This is a genomic window from Rhizobium sp. CC1099 (assembly GCF_029714385.1).
Lineage (GTDB): Bacteria > Pseudomonadota > Alphaproteobacteria > Rhizobiales > Rhizobiaceae > Rhizobium.
Genome location: NZ_CP121642.1, coordinates 1,843,523 through 1,864,582, shown reverse-complemented (window position 1 = coordinate 1,864,582; position 21,060 = coordinate 1,843,523). Strand labels below are relative to the sequence as shown.

Below are 21,060 nucleotides of genomic sequence, written 5' to 3'. Positions count from 1 at the left end.
CTCGGGGCAGCGCCTTTGGGGCAAAGCTTGTCAGTTTTCCTGACATTAGCTCCTCCAGGCGAGTAATATGGGCTCGGTATTTGGAGGGGTCGGTCTGGACGGCATCCATGACACAAGATCAGGCTTTCGCCTTTGCCATTCTGATCGGACTAATGGTCGCTTTCATATGGGGACGGTTTCGCTACGACCTCATCGCAGTTCTCGCACTTCTTGCGGCGGTTTTCACCGGCATCGTGCCGCACAAGGCAGCATTCTCCGGTTTCGGTGACGACATTGTCATCATCGTAGCGAGCGCGCTGGTCGTAAGCGCCGCAATCGAACGCAGTGGTGTCATAGAGGCGTTCCTTCATCGGGTCGGGCCCAAGGTGACCTCCTTGCAGGGCCAGGTCGTTATTCTCGTGGGAGCCGTCACGGTCCTGTCCATCTTCATCAAGAACATCGGCGCATTGTCGATGATGATCCCCGTCGCATTTCAGATGGCGCGCCGGTCGAAAGCGTCCCCTTCGTCTTTTCTCATGCCGATGGCGTTCGGCTCGTTGCTTGGCGGGCTCATTACCCTCGTCGGCACGTCGCCAAATATTGTCGTATCGCAGATGCGCGAGGAACTCACGGGCCACTCTTTCAACATGTTTGATTTCACTCCTGTCGGCGCTGGTATTGCCGCAGCGGGAGTGGTTTTTCTGGCCTTTGGCTATCGGCTGCTCCCGCGAGACAGGCAGGCGGCCCCGACAATGGAGAAAGCGCTGAACATCAAGGACTACATGACAGAGGCTCGCGTCACTGCGACTTCGTCCGTTAACGGCAAGTCGATCAGGCACCTGTCGGCCTTGTTGGACGAGGAGGTCCTTGTCACCGGGCTTGTCCGCAATCAGGTCGAGCGCATGATATCACTGCCGGACCTCATCCTTTGTCAGGGCGATATCGTTCTGTTGGAGGGAGACCCTCAGGCGCTCGAGCGAGGAATCAGGCGTGCGCGTCTGGAACTGGAGGGGCACAACCGCTCCACGGAAGCAAAAGGAGTCGACGAGGAGATCGCCGGAATTGAAGTCGTGATCGGCCCAAAATCGGTTTTGATCGGGCAAACCGCCAAGCGTCTGGCGCTGCATGAGCGCTTCAACATCAATCTGCTCGCAGTGAGCCGGAGCAGTAAGCGCTTCACCGAACGTTTGCGCGACATCGCGCTAAGACCAGGCGACGTTCTCGTTTTGAAGGGCGATCTCGTGCTTCTCCCGACCAAGCTGATGGAACTCGGTCTTCTTCCCTTGGCGGGACGTGAGATCCGCCTGGGGAATCCGCGAAGGGGTTTGGTTCCGGTGGTGGTCCTGGCTGGTGCCATGGCGCTAACGGCATTTGGCCTGCTGCCCGTTGCCACAGCTTTCTTTACGGCTGCTGTCCTGACGGTACTGCTCGGCTCGCTTTCGCTTCGGGAAGCTTATGAGGCCATCGACTGGCCCATCCTGATAATGCTCGGGGCCCTCATTCCCGTGAGCGAGTCGATCCGTACCACCGGTGGTGCCGACCTTATCGCCGGCGGCCTCGCTCAGCTTGCTAGCGCCTTGCCCCTTTACGGTGCCCTTGCAATGATCATGGTGGTCGCAATGGCCGCAACGCCGTTTTTGAACAATGCAGCCACGGTTCTCGTAGTCGCCCCGATCGCGGTTACCCTTGCGCAACGCCTTGGCTACAGTCCGGACGCCTTTCTGATGGCCGTAGCGGTGGGTGCGGCCTGCGATTTTCTCACGCCTGTCGGACACCAGTGCAACACATTGGTGCTCGGCCCCGGCGGTTATCGCTTCGGCGACTATTGGAAACTGGGACTGCCGCTCTCGTTCATTGTGGTCTTGCTGGGCGTGCCTCTGATCCTGTTGTTTTGGCCGCCAGTTTAGCGCGCACGCGTCGTTTCAATTCCGATTCAGATGCACCGTGGCGTCGGCCTAAAGCCTGCCCGTAAGGATCAGAATGAACAGTATGATCGCCACGATGCCGAGGACACCGATGCCGCCGTGCCCATAACCGTAGCCATAACCTCCGAATCGACCACTAAACCCGCCCAACAGAAATACTATAAGAATAATTAGAAGTATCATCCCCAATGTCATGACTTTCTCCACTTGAATCTAGTTCTATTTCGTCTCGACGAAATGCTGCCCTCGCCAAAATTGAGCTTGACCGCTGTCTTATCTCGTCTCTCTTGAAAGGTTGATCAGCAAGATTGTCGAATGAGGATTAATGCATCATGTAATAATATACACTATATTATTAAGTGGTGTAGTTTCTACAATCGGCTGACGCGTAAAGCGGGCTGCCCGTTGCCGCCGCTGCGAAGCAGCGGTCTGCTGTGCGATAGCGACGCGATCTGCCTCACTTGATGTCCGTTCGTGACAGCGAGGCAGTTGCGAATGTCGATGAGTGTCATGCTTGCCGATGGAGTAGAATCGCAAGGAACCGGAGGGGTAGTCATGATTCCTCTAAGCAGACTGGTCGAGCAGCTTCTGGGTATCGGCGCGCTTGTGCTGCTGGCGATTGGTTGCGCTCTCGTCCTTTGGCCTTTCCTGTCGGCAATAATGTGGGCTGCGGTGATATGTTTTTCGACATGGCCCATCTACCGCCGATGTGAACGTGCTGTCGGAGGTAACCGGGCGGCTGCCGCCGCAGCTATGACGGTGCTGGTGGTCTTTGTTGTGGCCGCACCGCTTGCGTTCCTCGTGACGGCGCTCGCCGACGATATAAAGAACCTGGCGGCGGGAATTACGCGCGTCCTCGAGCAGGGTCCCTCCGCGCCCCCAATCTGGGTGAGAGGCCTTCCGATCGTCGGCGAGAGTGTGGCCGCTTACTGGGAAAACTTTGCGCATGACGCTCCTGCCTTTATCCTCGAGCTCAAGAAGCTGACGGGGCCTGTCACCGATATTGCTCTTGCTGGCGGTGCAGCTTTCGGCATCGGCCTAATCGAACTTGCGCTAAGTATATTCATCACTTTTTTTCTGTTCCTGCACGGCCGGCGCATGATCAGTTTCATGCGTCAAATCGGTGAGCGAATTGCCGGCACTCGCGCTAGAAGGTTGCTGACGGTCATTGGCATGACCGTGAATGGTGTCGTTTACGGAATGATCGGAACGGCCCTCGCCCAAGGTCTCTTGGCCGGCATCGGCTTCTGGATCGCCGGTGTGTCGCAATCGCTATTGCTTGGCGGTCTGACGTTTTTGCTTTCGTTTGTGCCCGCAGGGCCACCGTTCGTGTGGGGGCCGGTTGCGCTCTGGCTTCTCATGCAGGGATCGGTTTGGTGGGGGATCTTCATCGCTGCATGGGGCCTGCTTCTCGTCAGCAGTATCGACAACTTCCTTAGACCATATCTGCTCAGCCAGAACATCAATCTGCCCGTGCTGCTCGGTCTATTCGGGCTCGTCGGCGGCGTACTGGCTTTTGGATTCATCGGGCTTTTTCTCGGACCAACCCTACTGGCGGTGGCCTATAACCTCTTTCTCGAGTGGGTGGCAGCGGAACTTGAAGAGCGTATGCAATCGGCCCCGACTTCCCTTGCGGCCGACCACTTGGAAGCCGATACAAGGGATTGAGTTGACGGGTTTTCGCTTCAGAAAAGGGGGCGGGCTCGGCTGATCTTCGCAAACGGTTCCGGCATCACGCTCCGCGCCGCTCCAGCGCCGCCTTCGTTCTCCCAACGCCGCTCACCCTCATTTTGAGGCGGATTGGTGATCGAAAGAGGCGAAGAAGACAAGAAGACAAGAAGACAAGAAGACAAGAAGACAAGAAGAGCACCTCGATCCGTTGCATAAGCGAGGCTACAAGCGCCGCCCCGAATAAATGCCAGTTTGGAAAGCGGTGATGAGATATGTCGCCGCATCTGCCTTTTTTCTTGATGCCAAGCGCTATCGACGTCAAAGAGTCCTGTTGTGTCAAGCACAACGCTTCAACATCTTAAGATTGAGTGAGGTAAGGTATCGCTGAGGCGAGGTGGAAGACATGCTGTCCTCCTTTAGTTGGGGCACCTCGGCAGGACACCGCGGGACCATGAGGCGTCCGCTCAAGTCTTCGGCCTTAGTCATAGTATGGGTCCATCCGAGAGAATTGCAATCAATGATCACCTCCGAAGGAACCGGGCCACACGCACGAAACCGACGTTTTATGCCACCCGCTCGTACGGTCCCGTTTTCCATGGTAAAATGAAGGATAGATTGCGGTTATTCGCAAGCATCGGCACGGAGCCCGACCGAACCAATGAGATTGCGCGAGATGCCATCCAGTGAATGCAGCATGCTCATCTCCGAGCACCGCGTGGCCCGGCTCGGATGTTGCCGTGACAATCAACCTTATGTTGTGCCGATATATTATGTCCGAGCAGAGGACCAAATTTTCAGCTTTTCGATGCCGGGAAGAAAGATTGAATTCATGCGAAGCAACCCGTTCGTATGTATCGAGATCGAGCATTTCGCTGATCAGCACCGATGGAGATGCGTAGTCATTGAGGGCAGGTACCGCGAATTCCACGAAGACGCCGAGAAGAAACACGCATGGGGTATACTGAACGTGTACAATGATTGGTGGGAACCAGGTGCCCTTAACTGGGGCGCGGAGGAGAAGCCATCGGGATATCTTCCCATTTTTTTTGCCATCAGCATGGACAAAGTGACGGGCCGTGAAGCGCTTGCGAACTAGTTCTTTGTAAAGCTGCTAGTCAGGGAATGCCTCAACCGAAGTGCCTGCGGATCGCCCGGGAGTCTGACCGTAAAGGCGGAAAAGGGGCGGGAGCAACTCCCCGGCCGGTGGCGTCGGCTGAGTCGAGTTGCGGCAAGTCCCGTGCGCTGATCAGAATACGTCCAGAGAGCTTAGCAACGAGACTATGCCGACGACTACAACGGCGATCTGAGCCACCTGCTTCATCGTCGAGTCAATCGGAAGTTTTTGCACGAGGTACAGCACCAGGGCGATGAGAAGGACCGTGATCAGGATGCTGATTATGATGGACATGCCCCAGGTCCTTTGAACGACAGCTTCCGGCATTGAAGGTGTAAATATGGCTGAGTTCTGTAAAGGGAAGGGCGGCGTGGCTGGGGGCACAGCGACCCGATCCATTCGCCCATCCAAAAACAATTTTCGGCCAATATTTCCGAAGGAGAGGCTTCTATCTTCGTCGTTACACTCAAATCTCCGCCAACCAGGCCCTAGGTGTCCGCGTCGATGGAAAATCATAATGCCTGGCGTGCCGAGCTCGCCAACCGTTCTATAGGTTGGCAATGACTGCGCGCCTCAATGATAGAATGGAGGGGCTTCATCTTGACCGATTTCCTGGATGAAATCGAAAAAGGCCCTAACCTTCGCCGGCGGCAGATGGCGCGATGGATGGTAGGCATAGAGCGGATAGAGCTCGTCGGCCCTTTCGCAGTGCCAAGAACGGCGCCAGGCCGATGCCGAGACTCTGGAAAATACCCTCGCCCGCAAGGCAGGCGGAAACCGCGACTGGAGGATCATCCTACACCAGGTGGTTTGAGACCTTGACCTCGACATCAATGCGGCTGGCGAAGACGCGGCACGCCGCCCATCTACCGGCGGAAGCAGACCGAAGTTCCGACGTTCCTCGTGCAGCGGCGCTGCCGGTAACTGAAGGATTCCTTGTCTCGCGAAGAGTTGGTTTACCGGATGATCAATCTGAATGATATGGCCTTTGGGCGTCGAGATAGTCGAACATCGCCTTCGCGAGATCCTTTGCCTCCTTTTCGCCGGCCCTCGCGGGAGGTCGAACTCGCCACGGCGGAAAGCACGAATGCCGCCGACACCGTCAGGCGCACTGCTTTGTGGGCGGAATTAATCATCGGATCGTCCTTTGTCCCATCGCAAAGCACAAAGCAGCGGCACGAGAGAGGAGATTTTCGGATGAGGCGGGCACGTGCGTGTCGCATCGGGTATGTTACTGGTATGCCGGACGTTCGCCCGGCGGGTCAGCGAGGCTGCAGATCCGAGGTTGCGCCACCAATCCCTGCACCCGTGTCCGCGACATCTTGCGGGACCGGCATGCCCGCCTTGCGCAATCCGGCGACAAGACGGGCGGTGTCGTCCGGCTGGAGATTACGCATCTCGAGTTCCGCCACGACGTTCGGCAGGAAGTCCGGTCGCATCCGGACGAACGCCTCGCCCTCGCGCCGGGCGTCGTCCATCATGCCGACCTCGGCATAGATGACCGCGGCGACTGCATGATAAAGCGGGAACTTCTGCAGGTCGGCCCGCTCGATCTCGCTGACCGCGGTTGGGTAGTCGCGAAGCATGTAGGCGGCGAGAGCGCGCGTGCCGTGATAGTAGCCGCCCCCGCCCGGATTGAGGGCGATCGCCCGGTCAAGTAGTGCGGCTCCCCGCTCCCACTGACCACCCATCGCCAGTCGCGTGCCGAACTCGCCCATGAGCTCGGTGTCGTTGGGGTTCGTGGCAAGCGCCTGTTCGCCGACCCGCATTGCATCCGCCAGCTCTCTGTTGAAGAAAAGCGCCATCATCAGCGCTTGAAGAGCACGCGTGTTGCTCGCATCGAGCTGTGTCGCGCGCCTGGCCGCTCTAAGCGCGCGCTGCATCGGCGCCTCCGACCCGCGCTCGGAGTTGAATTTGAAGCGGCCCTCGTCAAGGTAGATGATCGACAGCATCGCCCACGAGGTCGCATAGGTCGGGTAGCGCGCGACGGCGGTTTCGAGGCAGTCCCGGACGTCCGCATGTGCCTCGGTGCTCAGTTCCGACCGGTACGCATAGAAGCGTAGGGTGCATTCGTAGGTGCCTGGATCGTCAGGCGGCGGATTGGCCGCATCGACCTGCGCCATCACTCCGTAGGGCTGCGCGATCGTCGTCGCGACCCTGCGTGCGACGTCCGTCTGGATGGCGAAGAGGTCGCCCGATCCCAAATCGTTGTCGTAGTCCTGCGACCAGACGATCTCGTTGTCCGACGTGTCGAGAAGGCGCGCCGTGACCCGGAGGCGGTCACCCGACGCCCGGACGCCGCCGGCCAGAAGATATCGTGCGCCGAGTTCGTCCCGGACCCGCGAGGCGTCGACGTCCGAGGGAAGCGACTTCGACGTCTCGCGGCCGAAGACCTTGATCTCCTTGAAACGAGGAAGCGCCGTCAGCAGCTCTTCGGTGAGTCCGATGGTGTAGAGCTGTGCCTCGGATCCGTCGCCGAGATTGGCGAATGGCGCGACGACAAGCGTCGGCCGATCGGGAAATGTTTCGCCAGAGCTCCGTGGTGGGGGATACGTGGCCAGGCTGCCGGCGGCCAAGTAACCGGAGGCGGCCAGTGCCGCGCCAACGCATGCAAGCACGGCGCGCCTGGCCCGCCACCACGGCTCGCTCGAACGAGGAGGCGAAGTGGGAGCGGGCACGGTCTCGATGTGCTCCGCAGGTACGGTATTCCACGAAAACGACGGCACGTATCCGCCCTTGGGCACGTCGATCCTGACGGGATCGTTCCTGCCGCCGACCAGGTAGTAGCGCTCGAGCGATCTGCGCAGACGCCCGGCTTCGATGCGGACGACGGGGTCGTCCTGAGTGAACGTCTCGTCGCGGCCGAACACTTCGATGGCGATCGAATAGCCTTTGATGCGGCCGCCCCTCCCGGCAAGCGTCTCCTCGACCACATATCGCAGGAATGCCGCAGCGCGTCCGACCCCTGGAAACTCCGGGCTCGACACGATGCGTTCGAGCTGCGTCCGGATTTCGTCGACACAAGGCAGTTCGTTCGTCGTCGCTGCTGTCACGGTCCCCTCCGTCGACGCTGTCGGCGTGGCTGCCATGCCACGCATGCGCGGAAAGAGAACCTACACCCGGAACGTGTCTTCGTCCACGGCCGTCAATGCGCGGCTGGTGGAGCGATTATTCCGAGATTGCCAAGGCCGCTCACTATCAACTGGATCGCTACCGCCGTCAGCAGGATGCCGAAGACGACCTCCGAGACCACCATGCTGGCCGGTTTCATCCGCTTGGCGAGCTTGTCGATGTTGGTGAACACCAGATAGTCTAAGGCAGCGACGACCAGGATCAATACGACAACCAGTGCCGCGCTGGCGATCGAGACCACTTCGCCCGAGGCGAGGATGATGACCGTGATGCCGACCGGGTTGAGCAGGTAGGGGACGGCAAGCGGAAACACGGCGAGCTTCTCCGGATCGACCGGCACCTCAATTTCGTCATGCGGCTTTTCCGTCGGTCCGGATGCCATCTTGATCGCGATAAGCGCGAGGATGATCCCGCCGGCCACGGCCACGGCGCCACCTGTGATGTGGAGAAGGCGCATCAGCAGCGCGCCGGTCGCGAACAGAATGAGAGCCGTGACCAATGCGATCAGAACCATCTGGCGAGCGATGCGCACCTTGGTTTCTGCGTCGAACGCGTGGGTCTTTTCGAGGAAGGGAACCAGCGCGATCTTCGGCCCCATGCCGATCAGGAGCAGGAGCAGAAGCTTTCCGACAAGCGGAGCGTCGATAACTGTGAAATCCATGGAAGTCTCCTTTCAATACCCGAAGGATCGAATTCTGTTCAAGGCGCCTGCTGTGGCCGCTCGCTCAGGCCGTTCCAGCGGCGTTTGCAGCGGTGTGTTTCGCAAGCGTCTGCTGCGCCGCCGCGGCAATGTCGTCGTCCTTTCCGCCCGAGACCTGCACGGTCGGCACCGCGATCTTGATCCCGTTCTCGTTGAATGCCTGATGGATCATCCGCAGAGCGCGGCGCTTCAGCGTGAACTGCTCTCCGGGGAGCGTCATGACCTTCATTCGCAGAAGAAGGCCGGAGTCCCCGAGGCTGTCGATGCCCTGCATCTTCAGCGGCTCGATTGTGGTCGCCTTGAACTCGGGATCTTCGAATAGCTCCAGCCCGATCTTCTTGATGATCTTGCGGGCCTTCTCAATGTCGGCGTCGTAGGTCACGGTAATCGTCATCTTCTCGATTACCCAGTCGCGGCTCATGTTCTGGATGGCCCCGAGTTCGCTGAAGGGGACGATGTAGACTGCACCACGATGATGTCTGAGCTTGACCGACCGTAAGCTGAAGGACTCGACGGTGCCCTTGTAGCTGCCGCTCTGTATATATTCTCCGATCCGGAAGGCGTCGTCGAGCAGGTAGAACATGCCGCTGATGATGTCCTTCACCACCGTCTGCGCGCCGAAGCCGATCGCGACGCCAACGACGCCGGCTCCGGCGATCAGTGGTCCGATCTCTACCCCGAGCGACGACAACGCCATCATGATGGCGATCGCGACGAATAGAATCATCAGGAAGTTACGCAGGATGGGCAGCAAGGTCCTCATGCGCGTGCGGCGACGTTCCTGCTCGCTGCCGACTTCGAGGACCGTTTGCGTGTCTCCGAGCTTGCGATCGATGAGCACCTTCACGACGTTCCAGGCGAGGTCGACGACCAGGAGGATAATGCCGGCGCTCAATATTCCACGTACGAGGCGCAATGCAGGAGAATCTTGCATTGTCATTCGCGTAAGCTCGATCTCCAGAACGTCCGCGAGGAGAACGATCGCGCCGACGATCAAGCCCGCCCGGATGCCGCGCTCGATGATCACCGAGACGACCGTGCTTCTCTTGTCGCCATCCTCTTCAACGGCAGAGGACCGCAGGAGGTTGTTGACGGCCGCCTTAGTGAGCGCGATCGCACCAGGCAGGCCAGCGCAGACCAGGGCAATCCAGAATAGCTTCATCGCCCCGACCACCCACAGGAGCCAGACTCCGATGAAGTAGGCGGTCCAGAGCCAGTTCCTCGCGCGCAGACCGAGCCGACTGGGCGGTGCCATTTGGGAGAGCCCGGAAGGGCGTCGCCAGACAGCTTCGATGCCGATAACGAGTAGCACCAGGCCAAGCGAATAGGCAACGAGTTGCCGCGCAGGAACAGAGAAGCCGAGTGTTCCAAGCAGCCGTATCGTCACCCAGCCAAAGGCATACCACCCCACGAGATAGCCCAGGCGTTTTGCCCAGTGAGCGGCGGCCTCGTCCGTAACTGGCACGACCCGATATCGCTCCGGTGAGAGGTCTGTCGCGACGCGAGGAGCCAGAAGCACGTCGAAGAGGACGCTCGCGATGCGGAAGACCACGACGGCAAACAGGTAACCGACGACGATCTCCCGGACGAGCGGGGGCCACTCGAAAAGAAGGAAGAAGCCGATACTGCCGAGGCCGAACGAGAGAACGTAGCACACGGCCCACAGCAATCTTGCGCTTACCGCGACTACTCTCTCCGAAACGGTGGCAAAGGGTGCGCGCGCCATCCATTGATGCCATCCGGCGCTGATCCACCAGAAAAGCCATTGTGCGGCCAGCCCCACGGCAACGAAGGCCGCTACCAGAAAGATGGGCCGGGTGCCGCCACTCGCCTGAACCTCGCGTTCGAGAACGGTCGCCCCGCGCATGGTCTCAGAAGGAAAGGTTTGCACGGCACCTAGAAGACTGGCAGCGTGAGCGCGAAAACGTGTTGAGAACTCGGAGAATGAAACGCCGGTCCCCGCGCTCTCCGCGGCAGGCTCGGCTGCGGCCTTGGCCGCTGCAGCCTGCTGCTGCAGGAAGGTCTGAACGTCCGGATCGGAGAACATTCCAATGAACCGCTGAACGCTTTCGGGCCGTGGCTGTGCGGTCGCCTCGGTCTGTGCCGCGGCAGGGGAAACACCCGTCACAAGAGCAACCGTGAGCGCCGCCGCAGAGAGAAGCGTTCGAAGCGACGCGAATTTCAAAAGTACGTCCATTGTAGATCCTGATCTGAATGAAGAAGATGCACGTGACGCCGACATCTGCATCTAGCGCGCGCACGCCTCCTGTGAGCGCAAGCCGACCGTGCAGGCTGCCGGCTTTCGCTTGGTTCCTGTCGGACCCGTGAGGCCGCTCACCTGGCTTGCGTAGTTGTCTCTTGTGTCCGCATCGACGACTGCGACCGGGGCGGCCAGTATCAGCCCCGCCGCGCTGCCTGCCGCGGCGGCGGTGCTCGTCGTTGCTGCAAGGATCTTGTCTCCGAGACCAACCTTGCTGTCGGTCAGCGTCTGCCCGTCGGAGATGCGCGCTCCGATAAGCTGAACGACCTCGGGAGATTCCGCGAACTTGCCATGGTTGAGGCGGTCCCCCGCCTTGACCTTGGTGAGGTCGATCACCGTGATCTGGCTGTCGGCCAGCTCCTTCTTGAAAGGGGACTGCTCGGGGTCGATGGCGCCGAGCCTGGCGACGTCGCCCCACACCCTGCGGGAGACCGCAAGCGCACGGTCGTCGCGCGAGACGAACAATGTGAACTTCGGATGCTGCTTGCCCATGTCGGCGATCTGCTGGCGGAAGACATCGACGTCCACGTCGGGCGAGGCCAGCATCACGTTTTCGAACTTGGCGGGGAGCCGGCCGTTGCGGATCGCCATCTGCCGCAGCGACTCCAGCGCCAGCCAGTTCCCCATGGAATGTGCGAGGATGGAGACTTCCTTCACTTCCGGATCCTTCGCGAGGTACTGGAAGAGCGTCTCCAGTGCGTTGCGCGTGTAGTTGGTGCTCTCGCGGTCGTAACCATAGGCCAGCAGACTGCCGCGCGACGGCCATGTCACCAGCACCGGCGCGCTATGGACGCCGGAATCCTGGACGATCTGGGCGAAGCGGTAGACGGAATCTTCGAAACGGTTGTTGAAGCCGTGGATGAACACCAGGACGCTGCCGTCGCGGCTCTTCCTGACCGATGCACTCAGCCATTTCTTGGCGTCATCGCGTGTGATCTCCTCGGCCTTCAAGGTCGCGAAATCGGTCGCCGGATTGGATGGAAGCCTCTTGGGCCATGCAACTTCCCCGACCTTTCGGACGCTCGCAGGCGGGATGGATACGGTGATGTCCGCGAACGCAGGGGCAAGGGCGCGCTCGCCCGTGAACATCTCACCCCGAATTGTGGAACGACTGCGTGTGGTCGTAACCAGCATGTCGATCTTGGTCGATTTCGGCGCGCTGTCGGCAACGGGGATGAGCACGTTCTTCGGGTGGCCGCCGCACCCTCCCGCCATCGCCAGCGCGGCGATTACAAGAATCGTGTTCAAACCGCGAGCAAGTCTCGCGCGAGTGCGGTCGAAAACTTTGTTCGCTCTGCTCACCACTGTTCCCCGCGGCCGTTGCGCCATGACCGAGATCGCCGCTTCATCCAGAAGCGGACAACCCCCGGCCCGAAAAAAAGCTATGCGAACACGAGAGGGCTTACCCGTAGCATCGGGTATGTTACACCGGCCGCGGGACGTTTCCTCAGTCGCAAGTGTGCGCCTCCCTTTGATCTTTGACCCTGACGGCAAGCAGAGCCGCCGTCGGCCCGCCGAGGCCTGTTCGGCGAGAAATCGGCCCGCATCAAGATCGGGCGGCGCCGTCGTCGGCGTGTATGATACAGTAACATACTCCACGAACCCCGGTTCATCCACGAACATGAGGCCTTGAAGCACGTTCGATCGGCACGGTCTCAAGTGTCGTGAAATGGAGTCGACGATGGATGAGGGCGTGGCGGCTGTCAGGCTGCAGTTTCCGATCAGAGCCAAGGCGATCGAAGAACTTGCATCACGGGACGACGTGTTCTGCGAGATCTGCCGGGATTTTGCGGAAGCCCAGATGGAACTGGCCAAATGGCGCGTGTCGGAAGATCCGAACCGCGATGAGCGTAGTGCGGAATACCAAGAGTTGGTTGCCGGACTTGGGAAGGAGATCGAAGACGCGCTCGACAACGCGACGGTGCTCCCACTTCGTCCGCCATCCGCGCGCCCTTCCCGGTGAACAGGGCGACGAGCCCGAGGCCGCCGACGTCGTTGCAGACCAAGACCTTCAGATACCCATACAACTCTCGCATTCGAAGGATGAATACCGTGCTGTCCGAGACCTTACACGAGCCTTCACACGAGCCTGCGAGTTCTCCTGCGCCCCAGAACCCATTGCGCAGGATCGCGCTCGTTGTCGTCCTTCTGGCGCTGGTCCTGTTCGTCCTCTCCATCTTCATGGAGCGGCGGACGCCGTCGACCTCACAAGCTCAGGTTCAAGCCTATGTCGTCGGCATCGCGCCCGAAGTCACGGGCCGGGTCGTGGAAGTGGGCGTCGCCGACAATTCGCGGGTGGACGCCAACCAGGTTCTCTTCCGTATCGATCCCGAGCGCTACGAGCTTGCGGTCGCCGAGGCCGAGGCGGCGCTCGCAAGCGTCGGCCAGTCGATCGGGGCGTCGACTGCGACAGTCGACGCCGCCCAAGCCAAGCTCGTTCAGATCGAGGCTGACCGGGACAATCTCCGCGACCAGTTCGCGCGGGCGTCCGAGCTCGTGAAGCGCGGCGTCTTTTCCAAGGCCAGGTTCGATGCGACCAAGTCCGCCTATGACCAGGCGGAGGCTTCCGTTTCGGGGGCGCAGGCCGACCTTGCCAAGGCGAGAGAAGAGCTCGGCCCAGCCGGAAACGACAACCCCCAGCTCCGCGCAGCCCTTGCCGGACTGGGAAAGGCCAGGCTCGACCTCGTGCGGACGACCGTGCGAGCGCCTTCGGCGGGCGTTGTCACCAACCTTCAGCTCACCATTGGCAAGGTCGTCTCGGCCGGCCAGCCGGCCATGACCTTCATCGATGTCGGCACCATCTGGATCAACGCGGCGTTCAAGGAGAACAGCCTCGAGAAGGTGGCTGCCGGCAACAGGGCGGAGATCCTCTTCGACGCACTTCCCGGAAAACTGTTTCCAGCCGAGGTCGAAAGCGTCGGGTTTGGTGTCTCGCAGGGAACCACGGATCCCAACACCGGACTGCCGACAATCAGGAACGACAGCGGATGGGTGCAGGAAGCGCAGCGGTTTCCAGTCCGCCTCAACATCGAGGAGGACGCCCGGCCCAAGGGCGGGGTGCGCTACGGCTCGCAGGCGACCGTCGTGATCTACACCGGTGACAACCCGGTCACCAATGCGTGGGGATCGCTCTGGATCCGCATCATGTCGGTTCTGACCTATGTCAACTGACGGGACTACCGCGATCGAGGAGCAGAAGCGCAAGGGCCTGCGCGTCGCGTTCGCGGTCTCGATCGGTTTTACGGTCGCAGTGTATGCGGGGGCTATCGTGCCGTTCCTCGGTCCGCTCTTTGCAGCACAGTTCCTGCTCGGCAGCTCGCGACCGATGCCGTTTGGAAAAACGGTCGGCGCTGCGATGGTGATCCTCATTACTGGGATCGCGATGATGATGCTGACCAGCCTCCTCGGCGAACGGCCGGCTCCTTTCCTTCTCCTGCTGGGACTGACCTATTTTGCCTGCTTCGTCGCGCAGTCGGCGGGGAAGGGCGGGCCGGCCGTCTTTCTCGTGCTCGTCGTTGCGATCATCGTCCCCCTGCTTGGCATCCTTAATAAGGACCTCGCCAATTCCATCCTGTCCATCCTGGTCACAGGGGTGTTGTCAGGAACGCTCCTGATGTGGCTGGCATATGCGATCTTCCCTGAACCCCTTGGGCAGACCTTCGAGGCCGTCTCGTCCGGTGAACGGCCACCAGCTCTGCTTCGGGCGCTGGCGAATACGGGGATACTTCTGACCTCCGTCGTAATCTGCCTGACGAGCGACAACCTAACCGCCGCGGCAGTCATTCCCATAACGGTGGCGTCCCTGCTCGGGCAGCTCGACGTAGCGGCAAGCAGCCGGGCGGCGGTCGGACTCGTGCTCGTCAATCTCTTCGGGGGAGTCCTCGCATCAGTCGCCTACGCGGCGCTGACGTTGCGGCCAAGCCTGCTTTCGATTTTTCTTATCGTTCTCATCGTCGCCCTTTTGCTGGGAGGACGCGCTGCTGGACGGTCGAAGGACGCCGCGGTATTCGCAGGCGCTTTGACGACCTTCCTGATCCTCTTCGGTCTGGGGGTCTCGCCCCTTCCGGGGAGCGCCGCAGAATCCTTCGCCACCCGCATCGTCTATGTCGCGGCAGCTTTGATCTACGCCTTGCTGTTCTCCGCGATCCTTTGGCCGCGCACCAGCAACTCGAAGGGGATTGCGGCATGACGCGGGCGTCGCGCAGGAGTACGTTCATCGTGACGAAATCGGCGGCCTTGAGCTGCGCGATGTTCGTGGCCGCAATCTCTTCGGCGGCTTCCGTAGGCGCCGTCGAGAGAACCGAGAACTTCGTCGACATCCGCAAGCACTGCGAGCTCACGCACCTTTGGAAGGATCCGCCGGATCCGAAAGAGTTCACCGAGTGCATGAGGCAGGGGCATTATCGGCTCCATTTCTCGCCGACCTGCCAGACCGGCAGCCGCAGGGCGCAGTGTTACGATTTGCAGCCCTGACGCCCGGTTCCGTTTCGACAAGCAAGCGTTGGAAGTTAGATTCACGCGTCTGCGATCCCATCTTCACGCGTGCCTAGCCAAGCATGCAGCACGGTCCAAAGGATGGCGAGCGTCGTTGCGCCGATAAACATGCCTGTGAAACCCCAGGCCGCCAACCCGCCGATCACGCCGATGAACAGCACCAGCAGCGGTAACTGGCCACTGCGTGCGATCAGCATAGGCTTGACGATATTGTCTGTTCCAATCAGCGCAACAACGCCCCAGACGGCGATGAAGATCGCCCAGCCCGTCTGCCCTTCGGAGGCCAGCCAGATCGCCACCGGAAGCCAAACCAGAAGCGGTCCCAGTTGAATAACGGCCAGGAAGAACGTTACTGCGGCCAAGGCAATTGCACCCGGAACGCCGGCGATTGTGAAGCCGATCCAGGCCAGTACCCCCTCGATCAGCGCCGTGCCAATCACGCCGATAGCAACGCCCCTTATGGCCTTCCCGGCGGCACCTAGTAGTTCGGTTCCTTTCGGGCCGACTATGTGTTCGATAATGGCGGAAACGTAGCGCAGCAACGGGATGCGCGAGGCATGAAACATGGCGGCCACTATGACGCCCAGGAAAATTTCGAGGACAGCGACCAGGAGACCCGCGCCCAGATTGAGGAGCCAGCGTCCCGCCGCGGCGAGCTGGGACTGGTACCGTTGCAGCAAGACCAGACCATCCCTCTGCAATTCCTGCCATGCCGCCGCCACCTTCTTTCCGAGCAGCGGCAGGCCGGCAATCCATTCGGGCAGGTTGGGAATTCCGTGACTGCTGGCCGCGCTCAACCACGCTTCGGCGACACCCAGATGGTCGGCAACGGAGGAACAGAGATAGATCAACGGCAGGATGGTGATGGTCGCGGCGACTGCGCCGAACATCACCGCCGCCAGGCGACGCCTGCCGTTCAGCAGGGCAACCATTCGATCGAACAGCCCTGCTGTGGCTGTCGCAAGGATCACCGCATAGGTCAGGACGCCGACAAAAGGAAGCAACACCCAGAAAGTCGCGGCTATCAAAACTGACACAAGCAACAATGCCAGAGCTGTCTCGATGATGCGCTGGCGCTGACCGCTATCACTGCGCGTTTCTTGCATGACTGCCTCCATCAATCTGGTTCAAAAGTCGAAGCCTTCTCGAATATGGACAGCCGCGCATAGTTATATCAGTTTGCCTTTGCATACGGAGCCATGTATCGGGGGCAATGTGCGTCAAGGTTGAGCGGTGTCTTGATGTTGCGCGCTCTTGGAGAACCACAGCAATTCTGAGACCTTGAACAGAAACGCCGTCGTCCATCCAAACAGCAGGATCCCGTTTACGCCCTCGATAGCGCTGGCAAGGCGCCATTCCCTTGACAACGTGATATCGCCATAGCCGATCGTTGCGTAGGTAATCGCAGAGAAATAGGTGGCTTGCTCGAAATCCTGCAATTCGCCTGCCAACCGGTAAGCCGTCGCCCACAGCATGATCTCGATCATATGAGCCATGACGAAACCGACGACAAAAAACGAACTGATGGTCAAGCGGACGTATGCCGGCAGTTTGTCCGTATGGGTAATGGCCCTCCGTCCCATACGAAATAGCAGCATGACTGCTCCGCCGTGAATGATGATCGTGGCGAGCACCATGACAGTCGCCATGAGAATTTGTACTAACATTGCCGCACACCCCTTGCGAGCCGATCACAAAGCAGGCGATCTGCATGTGCAACGCTCGTCACAACGAAATCAAGGCTCTCTCCAAGCCTTTCCCGGTCACTCGCTGGTCCCGCTGCATCTTGGCCCGATACAGCTATTGAGAACACCCGGCCTCCGGGCGGAACCATCCCCTCGGACGGTAGCATCTAACGTGTCTACCCGCCGGTTTCGAAACCGGGATAGAGCGTCATTCCGCCGTCGACATAGATCGTCGATCCGACGATGTAGTCGGTGAAGTCCGAGGCGAGCCACACCGCCGTTCGGCCGATTTCCTCGGATTCGCCGATACGCTTGTACGGAATGAGCTTCATCAGCTCCGCGTAGGCTTCCGACGTTTCCCACGCGCCTGTGTTGATCGGCGTGCGAATGGCACCGGGGGCAATGCTGTTCACCCGGATGCGTCGCTCGGCGACCTCTTGCGCCAGACTTTTCATGAGAAGCATCAATCCGCCCTTCGACGCCGCATAGTTCACGTGTCCGGCCCAGGGAATGATTTCGTGGACCGAGCTGATGAAGATGATCTTTCCGGCTGCAACTGAGACTTCGGGACGGACGCCGCGCCGGAGAAACTCCCGGATGGCCGCGCGCGAACATAGAAACGCTCCCTTGAGGTTGACGTTCATGACGGTGTCCCACTGGGCGCTCGTCATCTCGTGAAAGGGCGCGTCCCGCTGAAGTCCGGCGTTGTTGACGAACACGTCGACCGTGCCGAATTCCTCGACGGCGGTAGCGAACATCGCCTCGACCTGCGTCTCGCTGGAGACGTCGGCCGCGACAGCAAGAGCTCGTCCTCCGCCCTGTTGGATCTCTTCGACGACCCGCGTGGCGTCCCCTGGTGCCGTGACGTAGTTTACGACCACGTTCGCTCCGGCCCTGGCCATAGCGAGTGCGATACCCCGACCGATCCCGGAATTTGCACCGGTGACGAGGGCAGTCTGCCCCTTCAAGAGGTGGACTGGCGGCAGGGTCGGAATCACCGGTTGCGGCAACTGCCGGTTCTCGTAGTAACTTTCCATGATGACCACTCCTCGTTTTGCCGGAGCCTAGCCGTCCGGCGTGAATTTGACCGATACTGGCGGGCACACGCGCCTAGGGTGTTTTGGCACGTTCAAGCCACTCCTCGGACGAACCCGAGGCGAACAGATGCATCGCCCGAGCGAGGAAGCCGGTCCAGCCCGTCTGGTGGTTCGCGCCAAGACCGGCGCCGTTGTCGCCGTGAAAATATTCGTAGAACTGCAGACAGTCTCGCCAATAGGGATCGTCCTGAAACTTGGCAGCCCCGCCGAACACGGGTCGCCGGCCGTCGTCTCCTCGCAGGAAAATTGCCGCCAAGCGCTGAGTGAGTTCCTCCGCGACCTGATAGAGATTCTTCTGATGTCCGGATCCCGTGGGGCATTCGACGGTGAAATCGGTGCCATAATAGCTGTAGTACTGCAGCAGCGCACGGATGATCAGGCCGTTCATCGGCATCCAGATCGGCCCGCGCCAGTTCGAGTTGCCGCCGAACATGCCGCTGTCGGATTCCGCTGGGAGATACGCTACGCGGTGTTCCTGATCACCGACCTGGAAGACGTAGGGATGTTCGTCGTGATAGCGCGACAGCGCCCTGATGCCGTAGGGGCTGAGGAATTCGTTCTGATCGAGCATCGTCGACAGCACGCGACGAAGCTTGTTCTCGTCCAGTATCGAGGCGAGCCGGCGTTCGGCATAGCCCGGTTTCCGGGGGTCGTGGATAAAGGCGATCAGTTCCGGGCGAGCATTAAAGAAATGTCCCATCTGCCCGGTGACCTCGGGATACCGTTGGTAGATGTCGCCCTCGAATACGGTGGCGGCGCAGAGCGGAAGCAGTCCGACCATCGAACGGACTTTGAGACGCTGGGCCTGCCCATCCGGCAGGCGGAGCACGTCGTAGAAGAACCCATCCTCCTCGTCCCACATTCCGACCTCGTCGCCCGCGTGGAGCATCGCCGATGCGATCCATAGGAAATGCTGCGTGAACTTGAGCACCATCTCCTCGCCGCCGGCGTCCTTGAGAGCAAGCTCTGTCGCGATCTCCATCATGTTCTGACAGTAGAGCGCCATCCAGGCGGTGCCGTCGGCCTGCTCCAGATAGCCGCCCGTCGGCAACGGCGCGCTGCGGTCGAACACGCCGATATTATCCAGCCCGAGAAAGCCGCCTTCGAAGACGTTCTTACCCGACCGGTCCTTGCGATTGACCCACCAGGTGAAGTTTAGAAGCAGTTTCTGGAAGGACCTCTGAAGCCAGGCGACGTCGCCTTTGCCTGACCTTGCCTCCTCCAGACGGTAGGTGAAGATGGTCGCCCATGCGTGGACGGGCGGGTTGACGTCGCCGAAGTTCCACTCGTACGCAGGAATCTGCCCGTTCGGATGCATGTAGGCTTCGCGCAGCATCAGATCGATCTGATCCTTGCCGAAGTCGGGATCGACCATCGTCAGGGCGATCACCTGGAATGCCAGGTCCCAGGCCGCGTACCAGGGAACTCCCACTTGTCGGGCATGGAGATGATGTCGGCATTGTACATATGGTGCCAGCCGTCGTTACGCTGTCCGGTCCGCCGCTTCGGATCGAAGGGATCCGTGCCATGTTCGTCCAGCCATCGGTTCACGTCGTAGAGGTAGAACTGCTTGCCCCACATCATGCCTGCCAGAGCCTGGCGCATGACGTTGGCCGCGTCTTTGGTCATCGATGGCGGCGTGATCGCGGCGTAGAACTCGTCGGCTTCCCGCCGACGCGCCTGCATGGCGTCGTCGAACGAATGACCGAACACTCCTCGGACATTCTTGGATCTCGCAGGCGGCGGCACGTCGCTGAGCCGCAGCCGCAGCGTTTGCGACTGCCCGGCGTCAACGGTGACGACGTAATGCGCTCCGGCCTTGGTTCCGATCTGTTGCGGGTTCACGGCGTCGGTACGGCCATGCACGACGAAGCTGTCGATCCCGTCCTTGACGAACGGGGTGGCGCTTGGAACGCCGAATAGACGCTCCTTGTTTGTCTCGTTCTCCGTGAACAGCAGCGCTGGCGAGCCATCGCAATATAGATATCGTGTGGCGTCCGCTTCCGGCGGCCGAACTCCAACCGCTTCCCCTTCCACCTGTCGAGGTTCGACCTTGGCCGCGATCACGCTCGAGGCGTCCTTTCGCTCCACCCGTTCCAGGATTGGTTTTCGGCGCTCTTCGCCCCAAGACCATCTATTCCTGAACCATAACGTCGGCAGCACGTGCAGCGTGGCCGCTTCCGGGCCGCGATTTGCCACCGTGATCTCGACGAGGATGTCCTCGGGCGCCGCTTTGGCATATTCGACAAAGACGTCGAAGTAGCAATCAGCGTCGAACACGCCGGTGTCGATCAGTTCGTATTCGAGGTCGTCTTTCCCGCGCCGGCCGTTTGTCTTCACCAGGTCGTCGTAGGGGTAGGCGGCTTGAGGATACTTGTAGAGATACTTCATGTACGAGTGGGTCGGCGTCGAATCCAGGTAGAAGTAGTACTCCTTCACATCCTCGCCGTGATTGCCCTCGCTGTTGGTGAGGCCGAACAGCCGCTCCTTCAGGATGGGGTCACGGCCGTTCCACAGAGCCAGCGCGAAGCACAGCCGCTGTTTGCTGTCGCTGATGCCCGCCAGACCGTCTTCGCCCCAGCGATAGGCGCGCGACCGAGCCTGGTCATGGGTGAAGTAGTCCCATGCGCGGCCGCCCTCGCTGTAGTCCTCGCGAACGGTTCCCCACTGCCGCTCAGCCAGATAGGGACCCCATTTCTTCCACTCGGCTTTTCCGTCTCGCGCCTCCTTGAGGCGCTGGGTTTCGGCATTCATTACGCGCCCTCGCGGTCACTGATATTGGCGTGACGTATCGCGTTCAAAAAAGGCGGTATTCCATCGCCATGACTTCGTGATCAGGCGGCTTGACCGAACGAAAGGAAGTATGGCGGCGCCATCTATTCTTCCCAAATCGCAAAAAGAGAGATCCTTCACGCGGTTGGCCCCAGTCTGCGCGCTCAACCCTGCTTCCGTAAGTGTGTTACTGTAACATACATCCCAGATCACTCCTGCGACTACGCCTGG

General features: G+C 60.3%; 16 protein-coding genes and 1 pseudogene. 7 read left to right on the top strand and 10 right to left on the bottom strand.

From position 1 onward, the window contains the following. Window positions 1–107: 107 nt before the first annotated feature. A complete protein-coding gene (locus QA644_RS30140; RefSeq protein ID WP_283072826.1) occupies window positions 108–1,886 on the top strand; it encodes an SLC13 family permease in 1,779 nt (592 codons plus the stop codon). A 48-nt stretch (window positions 1,887–1,934) separates the two neighbouring features. Here QA644_RS30140 and QA644_RS30135 read toward each other — a convergent pair whose 3' ends face one another. Beyond that, window positions 1,935–2,099, bottom strand: coding sequence for a DUF3309 family protein (locus tag QA644_RS30135; protein WP_194730728.1), 165 nt, complete (start codon window positions 2,097–2,099; stop codon window positions 1,935–1,937). A gap of 360 nt (window positions 2,100–2,459) precedes the next feature. On the opposite strand from QA644_RS30135, the gene QA644_RS30130 reads away from it, so the two are divergent. Together QA644_RS30130 and QA644_RS30125 are read left to right on the top strand one after the other, a co-directional pair. After that, complete coding sequence (locus tag QA644_RS30130) at window positions 2,460–3,572, top strand: AI-2E family transporter (RefSeq protein ID WP_283072825.1); 1,113 nt, start codon at window positions 2,460–2,462, stop codon at window positions 3,570–3,572. A 676-nt stretch (window positions 3,573–4,248) separates the two neighbouring features. Then, entirely contained in the window at window positions 4,249–4,671 is a 423-nt protein-coding gene (locus tag QA644_RS30125) for a pyridoxamine 5'-phosphate oxidase family protein (RefSeq protein WP_283072823.1), read from the top strand. Window positions 4,672–4,821: 150 nt separating this feature from the next. Here the strand turns inward: QA644_RS30125 and QA644_RS30120 are convergent, their stop codons facing one another. The 5 genes from QA644_RS30120 to QA644_RS30095 form a co-directional block, all read right to left on the bottom strand. Further along, the gene (locus QA644_RS30120) at window positions 4,822–4,983 is read right to left on the bottom strand and encodes a Thivi_2564 family membrane protein (protein ID WP_283072822.1); all 162 of its coding nucleotides are present in this window, start codon (window positions 4,981–4,983) and stop codon (window positions 4,822–4,824) included. Between the two features lie 968 nt (window positions 4,984–5,951). Beyond that, window positions 5,952–7,778: an adenylate cyclase gene (locus QA644_RS30110; RefSeq protein WP_283072821.1), complete on the bottom strand. Its 1,827-nt coding sequence runs from the start codon at window positions 7,776–7,778 to the stop codon at window positions 5,952–5,954. 56 nt (window positions 7,779–7,834) lie between these two features. After that, window positions 7,835–8,482: a MarC family protein gene (locus tag QA644_RS30105; protein ID WP_283072819.1), complete on the bottom strand. Its 648-nt coding sequence runs from the start codon at window positions 8,480–8,482 to the stop codon at window positions 7,835–7,837. A gap of 64 nt (window positions 8,483–8,546) precedes the next feature. Beyond that, on the bottom strand, window positions 8,547–10,718 hold the full coding sequence (locus tag QA644_RS30100; RefSeq protein WP_283072818.1) for a mechanosensitive ion channel family protein: 2,172 nt from the start codon (window positions 10,716–10,718) through the stop codon (window positions 8,547–8,549). Between the two features lie 51 nt (window positions 10,719–10,769). After that, a complete protein-coding gene (locus tag QA644_RS30095; RefSeq protein ID WP_283074056.1) occupies window positions 10,770–11,996 on the bottom strand; it encodes an alpha/beta hydrolase in 1,227 nt (408 codons plus the stop codon). Window positions 11,997–12,462: 466 nt separating this feature from the next. Here QA644_RS30095 and QA644_RS30090 point away from each other — a divergent pair, with 466 nt between their 5' ends. The 4 genes from QA644_RS30090 to QA644_RS30075 all read left to right on the top strand — a co-directional run bounded on the left by QA644_RS30090 (window position 12,463) and on the right by QA644_RS30075 (window position 15,254). After that, entirely contained in the window at window positions 12,463–12,744 is a 282-nt protein-coding gene (locus QA644_RS30090) for a hypothetical protein (RefSeq protein WP_194730734.1), read from the top strand. Between the two features lie 89 nt (window positions 12,745–12,833). Further along, entirely contained in the window at window positions 12,834–13,952 is a 1,119-nt protein-coding gene (locus QA644_RS30085; protein ID WP_283072817.1) for an HlyD family secretion protein, read from the top strand. After that, a complete protein-coding gene (locus tag QA644_RS30080; protein ID WP_283072816.1) occupies window positions 13,942–14,970 on the top strand; it encodes a DUF2955 domain-containing protein in 1,029 nt (342 codons plus the stop codon). Before QA644_RS30085 ends, QA644_RS30080 begins: the two co-directional genes overlap by 11 nt. Then, window positions 14,967–15,254: a hypothetical protein gene (locus QA644_RS30075; protein WP_283072815.1), complete on the top strand. Its 288-nt coding sequence runs from the start codon at window positions 14,967–14,969 to the stop codon at window positions 15,252–15,254. Before QA644_RS30080 ends, QA644_RS30075 begins: the two co-directional genes overlap by 4 nt. Window positions 15,255–15,295: 41 nt before the next feature. Here QA644_RS30075 and QA644_RS30070 read toward each other — a convergent pair whose 3' ends face one another. From QA644_RS30070 to QA644_RS30055, 4 genes and pseudogenes are all read right to left on the bottom strand, one after another. Further along, the gene (locus QA644_RS30070; RefSeq protein ID WP_283072814.1) at window positions 15,296–16,381 is read right to left on the bottom strand and encodes an AI-2E family transporter; all 1,086 of its coding nucleotides are present in this window, start codon (window positions 16,379–16,381) and stop codon (window positions 15,296–15,298) included. A gap of 114 nt (window positions 16,382–16,495) precedes the next feature. Beyond that, the gene (locus QA644_RS30065; protein WP_283072813.1) at window positions 16,496–16,912 is read right to left on the bottom strand and encodes a potassium channel family protein; all 417 of its coding nucleotides are present in this window, start codon (window positions 16,910–16,912) and stop codon (window positions 16,496–16,498) included. A gap of 224 nt (window positions 16,913–17,136) precedes the next feature. Continuing rightward, window positions 17,137–17,997 (bottom strand): SDR family oxidoreductase, encoded by an 861-nt coding sequence (locus tag QA644_RS30060; RefSeq protein WP_283072812.1) that lies wholly within the window; start codon window positions 17,995–17,997, stop codon window positions 17,137–17,139. A 73-nt stretch (window positions 17,998–18,070) separates the two neighbouring features. Next, window positions 18,071–20,811, bottom strand: a pseudogene (locus QA644_RS30055) (glucosidase). Between the last annotated feature and the right edge of the window lie 249 nt (window positions 20,812–21,060).

Bases quoted from the DNA above. Each gene is read 5' to 3' on its own strand.
- QA644_RS30140 (WP_283072826.1), top strand. From the start codon at position 108: ATGACACAAGATCAGGCTTTCGCCTTTGCCATTCTGATCGGACTAATG.
- QA644_RS30135 (WP_194730728.1), bottom strand. From the start codon at position 2,099: ATGACATTGGGGATGATACTTCTAATTATTCTTATAGTATTTCTGTTG.
- QA644_RS30130 (WP_283072825.1), top strand. From the start codon at position 2,460: ATGATTCCTCTAAGCAGACTGGTCGAGCAGCTTCTGGGTATCGGCGCG.
- QA644_RS30125 (WP_283072823.1), top strand. From the start codon at position 4,249: ATGCCATCCAGTGAATGCAGCATGCTCATCTCCGAGCACCGCGTGGCC.
- QA644_RS30120 (WP_283072822.1), bottom strand. From the start codon at position 4,983: ATGTCCATCATAATCAGCATCCTGATCACGGTCCTTCTCATCGCCCTG.
- QA644_RS30110 (WP_283072821.1), bottom strand. From the start codon at position 7,778: ATGGCAGCCACGCCGACAGCGTCGACGGAGGGGACCGTGACAGCAGCG.
- QA644_RS30105 (WP_283072819.1), bottom strand. From the start codon at position 8,482: ATGGATTTCACAGTTATCGACGCTCCGCTTGTCGGAAAGCTTCTGCTC.
- QA644_RS30100 (WP_283072818.1), bottom strand. From the start codon at position 10,718: ATGGACGTACTTTTGAAATTCGCGTCGCTTCGAACGCTTCTCTCTGCG.
- QA644_RS30095 (WP_283074056.1), bottom strand. From the start codon at position 11,996: ATGGCGGGAGGGTGCGGCGGCCACCCGAAGAACGTGCTCATCCCCGTT.
- QA644_RS30090 (WP_194730734.1), top strand. From the start codon at position 12,463: ATGGATGAGGGCGTGGCGGCTGTCAGGCTGCAGTTTCCGATCAGAGCC.
- QA644_RS30080 (WP_283072816.1), top strand. From the start codon at position 13,942: ATGTCAACTGACGGGACTACCGCGATCGAGGAGCAGAAGCGCAAGGGC.
- QA644_RS30075 (WP_283072815.1), top strand. From the start codon at position 14,967: ATGACGCGGGCGTCGCGCAGGAGTACGTTCATCGTGACGAAATCGGCG.
- QA644_RS30070 (WP_283072814.1), bottom strand. From the start codon at position 16,381: ATGCAAGAAACGCGCAGTGATAGCGGTCAGCGCCAGCGCATCATCGAG.
- QA644_RS30065 (WP_283072813.1), bottom strand. From the start codon at position 16,912: ATGGTGCTCGCCACGATCATCATTCACGGCGGAGCAGTCATGCTGCTA.
- QA644_RS30060 (WP_283072812.1), bottom strand. From the start codon at position 17,997: ATGGAAAGTTACTACGAGAACCGGCAGTTGCCGCAACCGGTGATTCCG.